A 13,979-nucleotide genomic window follows, 5' to 3' on the forward strand; every position below is an offset into this window, starting at 1 on the left:
GCAAGTTAATTTACTGTATCAACGTGTTTTTAAGGCCAATATTATGAACAGTCTGATAATTGAGGATACTGAGCATTTACGAACAAGCTCGACGAAACAGTTAAAAATTAATGAACAATTATCCGGTTTTATCGATGTTCGTGAAAACCTGCCTGATGATGCACCCAGCAATGCAAATCTTGGCATACCGGGTAATATCGAAACACGACTTTGGAAAGATTATGTTAGCATTAGTTAATGGTTTTCTTCTTTGCTTAGGGCTTGTTGTTTCGATTGGCCCTCAAAACATGGAAATCCTCAGGGTTGGCTTGTTGAACGACCGGGTTGGTTTGCTCGCTTCAGTTTTCGTGATTTGCGATGTAATCCTGATTATCACAGGTGCGTTGGGTGTTGGAAGTATCATTGCATTAAATCGGGGAATTACGGTGTCTTTGACGTTACTCACCGTAATGTTCCTGCTATTTCTGACGTTCCAGGCGGGGCGCCGGGCTATGAACGAGGGTGGGGCGATTGTTTCCCTTGGCGAGCAACAAAATACCCGTCCCTTCAACATGGTGAAACGGGGGCTTGGTCTTTCTTTCCTAAATCCTTTAGCGCTGCTGGAAACTGTTGTCATCTTGGGATCAACGGCAGCGCCTTACCCGGCCAATCATCGGATTTTGTTTGTGGCGGGCGCGCTTGCGGCCTCGGCCATATGGTTCTACGGCCTGGCTTATAGCTCACGTTGGTTTTCGGCCTGCATATCGAAACCCTGGCAGCGTTGCATTATGGAATGTGTTGTTGCTGTCATCCTGTTCATTACGGCTTGTTGGCTGGTATTGCGTACTTTCAGTGGTTGAGTTGACAAAAGTTCAAATCTCTCAAACCAAACTAAATTGAATTCCTTAAGTGATCTACTATTTATTTAAACGCAATAATTGTTAAAATTAAAGTGAATAAGTGCTAAATTTATAATCACTTGAACGTAACATATGGATTGTTACTGGAAACCCCGCAAATTATTGGAGTAGATAGCTTGGAATTAAATCAAGTAATTACCGCTCTTAAAAAGTCTGACAACAACTGGACTGTAGAGCAAACAGGTGAGTGTCTTGTCATTACTAATGAAGATGGTGTTAAGGCGCATCTGGCAATTTGTGGAAAACAAATCACAGTAGAAGCGTTAATATTTTCGGAAAAACATGTTTCGGATACTTCTGCCTTAAATAAGTTCATTTTAGAAACGCATAAGATGATCCCTCTGACCTCTGTTGGAATTACCGAAGTAGATGGTCAATCTTACTATACCGCTTTTGGTGCCCTGTCTTCGGAATCAAAAGTAGAGAGTGTTGTTATCGAAGTCTCTATGTTATTCGCTAATATCAATGAACTTCTTGATGCATATTCTGAGTTTCTGAAATAACAGTATAAGGTAAATATCAATGAGTAGTGTATGGAAGAAGCTTTTCAAAGCAATCAAAGGTACTGTGAATAATGCGGTAGAAACGGTGGCTGACGGGAATGCATTGACGATTCTTGATCAGGAAATTCGTGAAGCCAAAACAGAAATCCGCCGTGCTGATGACAGCCTGATTAGTATTATCGCTAAACGCAAAATGGCAGAGCAAAAGGTTTCAGCTCTCAAAACCAGCATCGTTGAATACGAAGGGCACGCTCGCTCCGCTGCTAATAAAGGTGACAATGGGCTTGCTCTGGAATGTGCTCAGAAAGTTGCGAACCTACGTGGCGAACTGGAAACAGGACAATCACAGCTGGACGCTTTCAAGGCGACTGAAGCTACCCACCGCCGTACTGTGCAAGAAGCTAAAGAAAAAGTGTCTCAGCTTGAGAATCAGGTTGACCTTGTTAAGGCGACAGAACAAGTACAGAAAGCACAGGCTGCAACCCATAACTCTGTAATCGGCGCGTCGTCAAAAACATCTACTGCTCTTGATTCGCTTGAACGCATTAAAGCGCGTCAGGCCGAGAAAGCGGCTCAGTTTGAGGCTCAACAAGAGCTTCACGATAGCGCTACTTCAAGCGACTTGGACAGAAAGCTTAAAGAGGCGGGCATTACCTCAAATTCCGCGTCCGCAGAAGATGAACTTGCCCGTATTCTTGGCAAGTAATCCTCCTGATTGTTAAATCAAGATCCTGCTTCTTAAGCAGGATCTTCTTCTATAAATTCAAAGGATATTTCTATGTTTTCCAAAATCGCTAAGGCGTTTAAGAGAGCATTTAACGGCAAGGAAGTGATGCCAATGGGTCCGAAGGTACCGGAAGTATTGGGTTTGCGTATTGGCGGTGCACTTGAGATAGACCCGCTTATACTAAAACTGATCGAGTCTGACCTTACCATCGAAAACGCTGCTTCAACTCAGCTTATATGCTCCGTCGGTGTTGTCGATCTTGGCGATAACGTACGTTTGGTTCGCTACTACACCGATGATGAAGGTTACCTCCAGGTGCTTCAAGAAAACGCGAGTGATGATGGGGTGAGAGAGGTGAGTCTTTGGTACTTCTACGAAACCAAACCGATCGACGTCCAAACTCAGTGGGATGCGCTGATTGAAAGCGGTATCGTTACACCAAACGGGCAATATGACCTCGACGGTACCAAGTTTTCCCGGTTGTGGGACAACACGAAACCCGTCGTTGTTACTGAGAAAACCTACCATCAGAACGGTACCGTTACTGAAACTGACCAATTCATGATGCTTTACACTCGCCAGGTTTCAGATAACAGAACAGAAGAGCTGTTGATTGTAGGTGAAGAGAAGATTGTAGGCAGCAGCTTAGACAGGCTGATGGTAAAAAGCACCGGTATTCAACTTAACCAAACAGATTTTAAAGTGGTGGCATAAATGATTACACTCGCAAATGAAGAACAGGCTTTAACTCAATTTATTAACAGCATAACCAACTTTGGATTGTGTTTTGGTCTGGCGCTTGTTTTCTTCATTGTATTCAAATTCATCTATGTAATGGTTACTCCACAGGATGAATGGAAGTTGATCAAGGAAGAAAAGAACATGGCAGCCGCAGTATCGCTAGGTGGCGCTATGGTAGGTTATACCATCGCAATTGCAAGTGCAGCAAGCAATTCGGTAGGCGTGACTGATTTCGTGATGTGGGGTGTTGTTGCACTACTGGCGCAAATTGCTGGTTTCTTCATCGTTCGTATATTTATGATGCCAAAAATTGTATCTCGCATTGAAAACAATGAGATCCCTGCCGCTGTCGTTCTGGCCTCAGTTTCAATCTCTGTTGGCCTTCTAAACGCAGCTTGTATGACTTACTAATTCAGAGGTTGTATGACGAACGAGAATAAAAAGCGCAGAATGCGCAGCACCGGCATCAACATTGAAAGTAAGCGTAAATATTGGCGTACTTTTTCACTTACTTCGCTAGCGCTCAGTGTTGGTTCGATAGTGGGCTGTGGTCAATCGACGGATGAACTGTCAATCAAGCTCTACAAGGACCTGGCAGCTTGTCAAAACGATCCACAGAATACGATTGTTGCTGAATGTGAAACCACGTATAAAGCCGCATTGCGTGAAGCAGATCGGACATCGCAGAAGTTCAGACAAGAAGCCATGTGCAAACTTGAGTACGGCGAGTGTGAAGAAATGCCGGGCAAGCTTGGTTACCGGCCAAAGATGGCTGCCTTCATGATGGCGGATGTAAAGCCTGAGCATTTCAATGAGCACAACATTTCTGACAAATATCGCAATGTATTCTACCAACCCATATTCACTTCAACATCAAGCTATAGCGACCTGTACGGCAATCTGTTTTTCGCTGATGGTAAGGTGATTGGCTCTTACTCAGATATGGACAATATCCAGTTCGAAATGAACCCGCGTTATTTGCATCCATTGGCAACCGTCCGCTTGCCAACTAAGCAAGAAATCTCTCCGGGAACAGCAAATGCCTCTGCGGGTATGAACTCGACGCTAGGCACTATAGGGACTGCTTATATTGCATCTGAATTGCTCAAGAACAGAGATAATGTGTATAGGGAAAGAATGTATAGAGAACGCCTAAATCGTGAGAGGGAACAGCAATCTGAAACAGGCTATTACGGTGGCGCTGGTATCAGCTCTTCAACTCGCTCTAAGGACGGTTTCATCCGGTTCCCTGACTACAATAAACCCATTGCAACCACCAAGTCTAAAGGTGGTTTTGGCTCAACATCCTCAGCCAGATCAAGCTGGGGTGGTTAATCAGCTTTGACATCTAATTCAGGATGACAAGAAGTATCGGGAGGTCAAAGTAATGCTACAGATCCCAACGACACCACGCCATGATTGGAAAGTGCGTGCAAAAGAATTTGGTTTTGGTTTCCACACAATTGATGATGAACCGTACTGGACGGAAGACCGTTACTATCAGTTCACTCTCAGGCAGATTGAGGAACACATCGAAGATCCGACGGAAGAAATCCACCAGTTGAGCCTGCAAGCGGTAGAGCGAGTGGTTAGCAGCGACAAACTGATGGCTAAATTCCAAATTCCAGAGACAATGTGGCCGTTGGTTCGTGAATCCTGGGAACGCCAAGATCCGAGCCTTTATAGCCGACTCGATTTTGCCTACGACGGTAAAAATCCGGCGAAATTATTAGAGTTCAACTCGGATACGCCGACTTCGATCTATGAACTTGGCTTCTTTAGCTGGCTGTGGCTGGAAGACAAAGTTGACCGTGGCGAAGTGCCACGTTCCGCGGACCAGTTCAACTTATTACAAGAGTTGCTTGTGGATCGCTTCTATGAACTTAAACCGCTCCTGCCATTCAACACACTTCACTTTGCATGTTGCAAGGATACAGAAGAGGACAGGGGTACGGTTGAGTACATGGCTGATTGTGCCAAAGATGCCGGTATTCACACAGAATTTGTCTATGTTGAAGATATTGGCCTGAGTGAATGCGGTAAGTTTACGGACAACAATCGTAAGATCATCGACTCTATATTCAAACTCTACCCGTGGGAGTTCATGTTTCGCGAAGAGTATGCTCAACACCTGGCAACTGCTGGCGTTAACTGGCTTGAGCCAATGTGGAAGTGCATCACCTCGAACAAATCAATCTTACCGTTGCTTTGGGAAATGTTCCCAGAACATCCAAACCTGCTTGAATCTTACTTTGCTGATGACCCAAAAGCTAAACGCCTGACCCATTACGTAATAAAGCCAATATTTAGCCGTGAAGGATCAAATATCAGTATTCACAAAGATGGCAAGATAATTGAGAAAGTCGGTGGGCCTTATGGGGAAGAAGGTTATATCGTACAACAATATACCCCATTGCCAAAGTTCGGTGATAACCACGTTCTTATTGGTAGCTGGCTCATTAATGACAGACCGGCTGGTTTATCGGTGAGAGAAGATGTTGGCTTAATCACGAAGGATACATCGTTATGCGTGCCTCATATTATTTTGGGCTGATTACAGGTGTTGTGCTTGGAGACACAACTGCTAATCAATGCGTAGCCAGAGCCTTATAGAAATTAGGATTGTCTTGGATGATAGCTAAGCCTGTGAAATATTCAGTTGAGCACGGATAGCTTTAACGTCGGCAACTTCGTATCGAGTCACACGCTCTGCGGCTTTATTACCTTGTTTAATTGCAACTGCTTCTTCGAGGGATGCTTTCAACTCGTCAAAAAAACTCATGCTACACCTCACACTTTTTTATGCTCTCTTAAAAGGAACAGCACCCTGCTGTTCCCAAATTATTATATAATATGTACTAAATATCAGGCAGGATTAATTGTTGTATCAATGACTTGATAAAATGCGTTAAGAGTATCTGCGACAGTCCAAACACCCAGTATAACGTGATAACCTTGATATCCTTCTGGTAAGGTACATTTATTAATAACTTGATTCCCTGGCATTTTCTCCTGGTAATCCTCAAAACAGAAAGGTGTACTATTAAATTGCTCTCTGGTTAAAGGCTTATTGGGATCCCAGTTTGGTTTGGTAATAAAATATTCCCAGCTCGCAGTTTTGTGTTTAATGACAATTTCCCATTTGAACTCAATATTACCGGTAGTAATAGGGATTTTTTTCCAGCGATCTTCTGTTTGGACATCCAACTCCCCAAAGTGACCAATGCCAGCGCTGGCAATGTGACCATCTTCTGGACCTGCTTGTGGGAAGCCTTTTTTAGCTTCAAGAGACTGAGGTTCATATTTAACCAACCCACAATCCGTATTTTGTTTATTTCCCTGAGCAGAACAAAGGAATGCACGACTTCCTGGACTATCAATATAACCATGAGCCCAGGCACCATTAAACAAAGCGGCAATTATTGTAGTGGCTAAAGTCATATTTCTCACTTTATGTTTATACATAATAGTGTCCTCCATCAGACAGGATGATTTATCTATGACAAATAAAGCCCCGGGACTTAATCATTCATTTTAGGTGAATATAATATGATTATCCATTTCATAAATTGATTAATAATCTAATTACATTAAGCTATTGAAAGTTTGTCTAAAATGTGCCTGTTATTATTTTTTATAATATAAAAGGATATGATTTTCCTAATTTATTTGACATGGTTCATGCCATAAGCAATCTGTGCGTTTTGGTAGCATTTATTAACTTAAAAACACTTACTTATAGTTATGGTGATGTATTTTTGGAAGTCTATTCTTATGCAGATAATCTGAATGGTAAAAACTATCGATATGTAATAATGATATAGATTGATTAAAATATTAAATTATATCGTAAAAATATATAAAAAATATATTAGTTTAGTAAAGTTAAATTTTATACCATATTAATTTTCTCTTTTTAATTTAATCAGTGCCAATTGAATTATCAATTTCTACTCAGAAAGCTAATTTATTCGCTTTCTATTAGGGGAAAAGCAGTCCTTGCAATTCCAAGGGATATTATTTCAATTTTGATATATAGAAGAGGTTATAGTGAGTATTTTATATAATGCTGTTGTGGATCCTGGTGCTACACCTTATTATGGCTCTATTACTGTCAATAACTTACATTATGATACTGGAGAGCAGGTTCACATTGATAACTATCTGAGTTTTAACTTTCTTTCTCCGGCTAAAATATTGCCAACTTATATAAATCTATCATTTTCCGAATGGCAAAATTGGGATATTGACGTTCAAAATATCTCTATTGATGCCAATACATTTTCTGTAACAGTAACAATAACCTTCCCAAATCCATATATATTTATTGATTCAGATTCAATAACCATTGGTGTCAATGGAGATCTGACAACAGATCCCAATAAATATCTTGATTCCTTTGTTTTTGCCGCAGACAGTACACCAGAGATCAATGGCACGGTTAATATTACCTGTGCAGAATCACCTGATCCTGCATTGGATAATCTTCAACCTACTGTATTGGTTACTAACGCAGGCGGATATTCAGTATCAACAAATATGGTAATGGGCACAACTCAGCTGGAAAGTATCTTGGCCGGTGACTATTCGTTGAGTGCTCCGGATCTGCAAAATGGAGATTTAACTGTGGTGGCTCCAGTGCTGGTTACTCCGGCTACGATAGAGGTTATTACAGGCGAAACGACAGAAGCGTCGGTTGACTTTGGTCAAGTTGAATACTACTGCTCCATTGATTTTACCGTTGATAATATTCCGGGGCTTGAACATGAGATATTGAACGTCACGGTATTAGATGCGATAAACGGTGACATGATTGCTAATTTCGCTACTAAAGTTAATGAAACCACTCAATTACGTAAATTAAACAGTAGCGGAGTGGTTAATATTGTTATTGACACGGTAAACCTCAATAACCAGATATACACTTTTAACGTTCTTCCAGTGGAATTACAAAATGAACTAATTGATGTTAAATACACTGCCAATTTAGTCACAATAGACAATATAGATACGACCGATTTCCCTGAATTAACAGTAACAATAGAAACCGGTGATGTACTACAAAGTGGATTATCAATCCGATTATCATCTGAAGAGATGGATTATGAACAACAAATCCAGATTATATCAGGAAGTTCAACGTGGCCAGTTCCTGTCAAGCCAGGTACCTACACCGTTGAAGCCAGCAATTTTATCATCTCGAAAACAGTTTATGTCGTTTCTGTGCCTAGCTCTATCACGATAAACTCTGGTGACCAGAATGTGTTGAATATCAGGATCGAGAAATCTGCCAATTCCTGACTCTTGGGTCAGAGATAAACTCAACGCTTATCGTGATGATCCTGTAATGTTTAACGATACATTGAAGTGAATAACGTGTATTAACTGTTTGGATGGAAATAAGTAAGAGATGGGAACAGTATCATTCTGTTCCCATATTGGATGGGATTATTTCTGAAATTCATTTGGTGTATCTTCAATTTTCTAGACACATAACTCAACAGTGTTAATGTCCTTTTTATTGAGATTAATACATGGCACTTGAATTTATGAGTTGGAGTAATAGGCCAATATATTACGGTTTAAAACAAATCAAGCTGTTCAAAACCGTAATATCCACTTAAATGCTACAAGAATGTTATGCTAATGTTTAATAACATAAAGATCTTTCGACGACACAAAACCGAGTGGGCTAAGATAATATCCGCCAATATAAGGCTTTACTAATCTGGCACCAATATAATAATAAACAGGAATTGCTGGTACATCTTTTGCCAGAATACTTTCTGCTTGTTGAAAGTATTTTCGATCATTTGTTGCTTTGGCTTTATTTATCAAATCATCATAAGTTTCATTGCTATATAAGAAAGTATTATTAGAACTATTAGCCACAAAGTTATTTAAAAACGATGCAGGATTATTATAATCAGCAATCCGTGCATATCTCACCATCTCAAAATTACCTTGATGAATGACATCTAACAGTGCTTTTCGTTCTTGATTCTGCAAAACAATATCTACACCCAGATTTTTTTTCCACATTGAAGTCGCGGCAATCGCAATTCTTTTATGCTCCTCTGATGTATTATAAAGAAGTTTAAATTTCAATGGATTATCTCTATCATAACCGGCTTCATTTAATAACTGCCTGGCTTTTTCAATTCTTTCCTGCTGCGTCCATAATGCATAATCAGGTTGCTCTAAATTCATTCCTCCGGTATTGGGTGGGGTATGATTATAGGCGGGTTCTTGGCCTTGCCCTAAGACTTTATGTGCTATTATCTCTTTATCTAAAGCCAAATTTAATGCTTGTCTTACCCTAGCATCATTAAAAGGCACTTTTTGGTTATTAAAATCGTAATAATAAACGCCTAATGCGGGTGTAATGTGAACTTGATCGCCTAATTTAGTTTTTAAAGATTGAAATAAAACTGATGGAATATTCTTAGTTATATCTATCTCTCCGGCCAGATAACGATTCACATCTGCTGTTTCCGATGCTATCGGAAGATAAGTAACTTTATTAATAACAGTATGTGCATTGTCCCAATATTGAGAATTCCTGACGCCAACGACTTTTTCATTAACAATCCATTCAGACAATTTAAATGGTCCACTACTAACAAATACATCTGGATGAGTCCATTTATCGCCATATTTTTCAATGGCTTTTTGGCTGACAGGCACCATAACAGGATAAGCCAGCATCTGTAAAAGATAGGATACGGGTTGTTCTAATGTGACTTCCACTGTCAGATTACTCAATGCTTTAACACCTAATTCATCGGTTTTTTTCTTGCCGGAAATAATATCTTTAGCATTGATTATATGCATGTTTCCAAGATAACTGCCATATGGAGACGCAATTTGGGGATCAACCAAACGTCGCCAACTAAAGACAACATCATGCGCAGTAATAGGTGAACCGTCAGACCACTTTATGCCTTCTCTTAGATAAAATAACCAGACTTTATTATCTTTGGTTTCCCAACGAGTCGCTAAATCAGGATTGATTTTTCCATCATTGCCTGTGCTGACTAATCCACTGAAAAAATCATGAATAATATTAAATTCAACATCATTTTCAACTTTATGGACATCAAGAGAGACAGGCTCTGAACCATTATTACGAACGATATCTTGCTTAACTGCTAAGATTGTATCTTCTGGAATAATTGCCGCGTGAGATAATGTTAAATTCCCAACTATAAAACCAGTGAATAAAAATATATTCTTTATTACTTTCTTCATTATTCTCTCTCCAATAATATCTCATTTTTTAAATTGATGTTGTGGATTGATAAACACTTGGTATTGATTTTTCTGGAAATAATCCTGTCCAGATACGGAGATATGTTTATTGTTATAAAATCCTCTGGTCGTCATTCAGTCGTTGGCAAGCTTATTCTATTGAATATCCTATTTGTTCTTACCATAAGTTTGAAAAGAGAAAGAGGGCTGGATCCTTATGCTTAAATAGCATCAGTGATACCTTTCTTCTATTCTTTTCAGCATTAACGAGTTAACCAGATTTAGTAAAATTTTCCAAGAAAATGTGAACTAAATTATATTTATACTTGAGCACTATCAAAATTTTCCCCGTTTTTCCTGCATAACATGCATCATACTCATGAAATGCAATATGAAGGCTAATTATGAAAAATAAAAATATAAATTATGAAGTCAATGAACAGAGTGATGAGTTGGTGGTCAGCCGTCGTCGTTTTGTTCAGGCCAGTGCAGCACTTATCTCTGTCCCTTTTGTTTCTGCCCGCACAACGGTTGCAGAGGAGAAAAAAAATCAGGGATCTCTGCCAGTTAGCGTTGTCGATACCGGCGAAACCAAAGTCGTACCAACCTGTAGTACGTTTGATTGTGGGGGAAGATGTGATATCCGCGCCCATGTTAAAAACGGCGTCGTCACCCGGATAACCACCAGACCGGATCATGAACTTGATGAAGCCATGCCGATTATGCGGGCTTGCGTTCGTGGCAAAGGCTATCGCAAATTTGTTTATAACCCTGATCGCTTAAAATATCCGATGAAACGGGTTGGCAAGCGGGGAGAGGGGAAGTTTGAGCGAATCTCCTGGGATGAGGCAACAACCATTATTGCAGATAAGCTGAAACACATGACTGAGAAATATGGCCCGGCTTGTCGCTATGTCAGCGTTAATACAGCCGTAATCGGGGGTGTATCATCCGGTGATAAAATGTTGCGTCGTTTACTGAATATTACCGGCGGGCATTTACAATTTTACCATTCCGTGAGTATGGGTAATACAGCGGCAGCGACACCTTATACCTATGGTGTGGCAACTTCCGGCAGCACACTGGATACTTTGGAAGATACGCCATTGGTGATTCTTTGGGGCCATAATCCGGCTGAAACTATTTTTGGTCACACCAATCACTATTTCCAAAAAATGAAGAAAAACGGCACCAAATTTATTGTTGTCGATCCCCGTTATTCCGATTCTGCTTCCTCGCTGGCTGACCAATGGATTCCTTTGCTTCCAACAACCGATAACGCGATGATGGATGCAATGATGTATGTGATTGTCAGTGAAAATTTGCACGATAAAGAGTTTATTGATCGTTATACCATTGGTTTTGATGAAGACAATATGCCGGAGGGTGTTCCTGCCAATGAATCTTTGGTTGCTTATTTAACGGGCGCTAAAGATGGCAGGGTAAAAACACCCGAATGGGCTGAAAAAATCACTAAAGTGCCGGCAAATACAATTCGTCAGCTTGCTCGTGAATACGCCAGCACTAAACCCGCAGCCCTGATGCAGGGATGGGGACCGCAACGTCATATCTGTGGCGAACGTGTCGCACGTGGCTCAACAATTTTAGCCACAATAACCGGTAATGTGGGTAAAAAAGGCGGGTGGGCAGCAGGTTTCGGGGGTGTTGCGGGGAATAAATATCTGTACGGGCTTGATCTGGGTAAAAACCCGGTAAAAGAAAAAATCTCCGTTATGAATTGGGTTCAGGCCGCCGATGATGCCAGTAAAGTTACCCCGGAAGAGGGTTTGGTTAATGCCGATAAATTAAACACCAATATCCGTGTGTTATTCTCACTTGCGGGTAATTATCTTGCCAATCAAAACCCAGATATCAACCAGGCAGTCAAAATATTGGCAGATGAATCTAAAATTGAGTTCATTGTCTCCAGTGATCTTTACCTGGCGCCCAGTGCCCGATATGCAGATATCTTATTGCCGGAAACCAGTTTTATGGAACGCTGGAATATTGCTTATCCCTGGGGTACCGGCAGTTATTTCATTCTGTCATCAAAGCTGATTGAACCTGAATTCGAACGGCGTTCTGATTATGAATGGATACGCGAAGTCGCAGCAAAATTGGGTGTTGAACGTGAGTTCAGTGAAGGTCGTGACGAAAAAGAGTGGATAGCTCATATTATGGAATCTAATCGTCAGGTAATGCCGGAAGCAAATTTGCCAACTTTTGAAGAATTACAAAGTACGCATAAACATCTTTTCAAAATACCGCCCTACGTCGCTTTCGAAGACAATATTCGTGACCCGGAAAATCATCCATTTCCAACACCGTCAGGAAAAATAGAAATATTTTCTAAGCGCTTGTACGACATGCAAAATCCTGAAATCCCGGCATTGTCACATTATGTACCGGCATTTGAAGGGCCGGAGGATAAATTAACTGAAAAATATCCATTGCAATTAATTACCTGGAAAGGGAAAAACCGCTCTAATTCAACCCAATATTCAAACCCTTGGGTACAGGAAGTTCAAACCCAGAAATTGTGGATTCATCCTATGGATGCACAGAAACGCAATATTGAATCGGGGGATTTGGTGCGTGTATTTAATGATCGTGGTATTTCTATGGTTCCTGCTGAAGTTACTCAACGTATTATTCCCGGTGTGGTGGCAATGCCAGCCGGTGCATGGTGGCAACCGGATAAAAATGGTGTTGATTGGGGTGGTTGTGTCAATGTGTTGACATCATCCCGTAAAACAGCACTTGCGCACGGAAACTCTCATCTAACATTATTGGTTGAGGTAAAAAAGCATGAGTGAATTTATAGCATATTGTGTTCCCTGAGTCTAATCAACGCCAAAGACTGCTCTGACGATAGCCGGAGGTTCGGATATATGTTAGGTATTCAAGAAAAGTGAGATATAACTTGTAAAACCAAAATTATCTCACCGAAACACCTCTTTCAAGCATTGCCGGAATAATCTCACAAGAGGTAGCTTGTATACCATAAAACAATAGTTTATCTCACACACACGACATAATGAGGTACATCATGGATCGTATGCTAGAAGGCAAAGTTGTGATTGTCACTGGTGGGGCAAGTGGCATCGGAGCGGGTATTGCTTTGGCGGCTGCCCGTCATGGTGCAGCGGTTGTGATCATCGGTGACATTACGGACCAACCTCGTGAAGGAGGAACACCGCTGGTCCAGCGTCTTCGTTCGATGAATGTGGAAGCGATATTTCATCAGTGTGATGTCACTTCACGGAGTGATATGGACTCGTTGGTCGATGTTTCTACGCCGTTTGGTGGTGTTGATCTAATGGCTTGTAACGCCGGAATTGCGTTATCCACTGATGGCCCACAAATTAGTCCGGACGATTTTCACAAGCTGCTTAACGTCAATCTTGATGGCGTTCTATTCGGTGCACAGGCGGCGGCTGAACAGATGATGAAACTGGGCAAACGTGGGAGTATCGTGGCAACGTCGAGTATGGGATCCATTAGGACGGGTCAACTCACGACAGCTTATTCCACCAGCAAAGCGGGCGTAAATATGATGATAGCTGCGTTGGCCGATGCTTTTGGGCCAGCGGGTATCCGCGTCAATGCGGTATGTCCAGGGTTGATCAATACAGCGCTTCCGCTTTCTTCGCCTGAAGTCGCCAAAATGTTTGATGCATTGTGTGAACGGATGCCACTCCGGCGCTTGGGTGAGCCAGAAGAGGTAGGAAATGCGGTGGTGTGGTTAGGTTCGGATCTTGCGTCGTTCGTAACGGGTGTGTCTCTACTTGTCGATGGTGGGCAAACAGTGGTGCTGTGATCGTTTATTGGCTCAGATTTTACACCATAGCATAAATA

At 41.3% G+C, this 13,979-nt stretch carries 13 protein-coding genes and 1 pseudogene; 11 read left to right on the forward strand and 3 right to left on the reverse strand.

Translation table 11 applies throughout. The features are described 5' to 3' along the window. Window positions 1-43: 43 nt before the first annotated feature. The 8 genes from PTE_RS12915 (at window position 44) to PTE_RS12950 (ending at window position 5,424) form a co-directional block, all read left to right on the forward strand. A complete protein-coding gene (locus tag PTE_RS12915) occupies window positions 44-238 on the forward strand; it encodes a hypothetical protein (RefSeq protein ID WP_036847149.1) in 195 nt (64 codons plus the stop codon). After that, window positions 222-839 (forward strand): LysE/ArgO family amino acid transporter, encoded by a 618-nt coding sequence (locus PTE_RS12920; protein ID WP_036847150.1) that lies wholly within the window; start codon window positions 222-224, stop codon window positions 837-839. Before PTE_RS12915 ends, PTE_RS12920 begins: the two co-directional genes overlap by 17 nt. 176 nt (window positions 840-1,015) lie before the next feature. Continuing rightward, window positions 1,016-1,402 (forward strand): DUF2170 family protein, encoded by a 387-nt coding sequence (locus PTE_RS12925; protein ID WP_081738223.1) that lies wholly within the window; start codon window positions 1,016-1,018, stop codon window positions 1,400-1,402. A gap of 19 nt (window positions 1,403-1,421) precedes the next feature. After that, on the forward strand, window positions 1,422-2,108 hold the full coding sequence (locus PTE_RS12930; RefSeq protein WP_036847151.1) for a PspA/IM30 family protein: 687 nt from the start codon (window positions 1,422-1,424) through the stop codon (window positions 2,106-2,108). Window positions 2,109-2,180: 72 nt separating this feature from the next. Continuing rightward, window positions 2,181-2,843: a YjfK family protein gene (locus PTE_RS12935; protein WP_071992981.1), complete on the forward strand. Its 663-nt coding sequence runs from the start codon at window positions 2,181-2,183 to the stop codon at window positions 2,841-2,843. Further along, a complete protein-coding gene (locus PTE_RS12940; protein WP_036847152.1) occupies window positions 2,844-3,281 on the forward strand; it encodes a DUF350 domain-containing protein in 438 nt (145 codons plus the stop codon). 12 nt (window positions 3,282-3,293) lie between these two features. After that, the gene (locus PTE_RS12945; protein WP_036847153.1) at window positions 3,294-4,205 is read left to right on the forward strand and encodes a DUF1190 domain-containing protein; all 912 of its coding nucleotides are present in this window, start codon (window positions 3,294-3,296) and stop codon (window positions 4,203-4,205) included. Window positions 4,206-4,257: 52 nt separating this feature from the next. Further along, window positions 4,258-5,424 carry a glutathionylspermidine synthase family protein gene (locus PTE_RS12950; RefSeq protein WP_036847154.1) on the forward strand — a complete coding sequence of 389 codons (1,167 nt, stop codon included), beginning with the start codon at window positions 4,258-4,260 and terminating at the stop codon, window positions 5,422-5,424. Between the two features lie 87 nt (window positions 5,425-5,511). On the opposite strand, the pseudogene nadS reads toward PTE_RS12950, so the two are convergent. Both nadS and PTE_RS12960 read right to left on the reverse strand, forming a co-directional pair. Beyond that, window positions 5,512-5,652: pseudogene (gene nadS, locus PTE_RS12955) on the reverse strand (NadS family protein); the annotation flags it as partial. Window positions 5,653-5,735: 83 nt separating this feature from the next. Then, on the reverse strand, window positions 5,736-6,335 hold the full coding sequence (locus PTE_RS12960; protein ID WP_036847155.1) for a lytic polysaccharide monooxygenase: 600 nt from the start codon (window positions 6,333-6,335) through the stop codon (window positions 5,736-5,738). 585 nt (window positions 6,336-6,920) lie between these two features. On the opposite strand from PTE_RS12960, the gene PTE_RS12965 reads away from it, so the two are divergent. Continuing rightward, on the forward strand, window positions 6,921-8,171 hold the full coding sequence (locus PTE_RS12965; RefSeq protein WP_036847156.1) for a hypothetical protein: 1,251 nt from the start codon (window positions 6,921-6,923) through the stop codon (window positions 8,169-8,171). A gap of 342 nt (window positions 8,172-8,513) precedes the next feature. Here PTE_RS12965 and PTE_RS12970 read toward each other — a convergent pair whose 3' ends face one another. Beyond that, the gene (locus PTE_RS12970) at window positions 8,514-10,121 is read right to left on the reverse strand and encodes an ABC transporter substrate-binding protein (RefSeq protein WP_036847157.1); all 1,608 of its coding nucleotides are present in this window, start codon (window positions 10,119-10,121) and stop codon (window positions 8,514-8,516) included. A gap of 404 nt (window positions 10,122-10,525) precedes the next feature. Here PTE_RS12970 and PTE_RS12975 point away from each other — a divergent pair, with 404 nt between their 5' ends. Further along, on the forward strand, window positions 10,526-12,937 hold the full coding sequence (locus tag PTE_RS12975) for a DMSO/selenate family reductase complex A subunit (protein ID WP_036847158.1): 2,412 nt from the start codon (window positions 10,526-10,528) through the stop codon (window positions 12,935-12,937). Window positions 12,938-13,170: 233 nt separating this feature from the next. After that, window positions 13,171-13,941 carry a glucose 1-dehydrogenase gene (locus tag PTE_RS12980; protein WP_036847159.1) on the forward strand — a complete coding sequence of 257 codons (771 nt, stop codon included), beginning with the start codon at window positions 13,171-13,173 and terminating at the stop codon, window positions 13,939-13,941. The last annotated feature ends 38 nt before the right edge of the window (window positions 13,942-13,979 follow it).

The sequence above is a fragment of the Photorhabdus khanii NC19 genome, from assembly GCF_000517265.1.
Lineage (GTDB): Bacteria > Pseudomonadota > Gammaproteobacteria > Enterobacterales > Enterobacteriaceae > Photorhabdus > Photorhabdus khanii.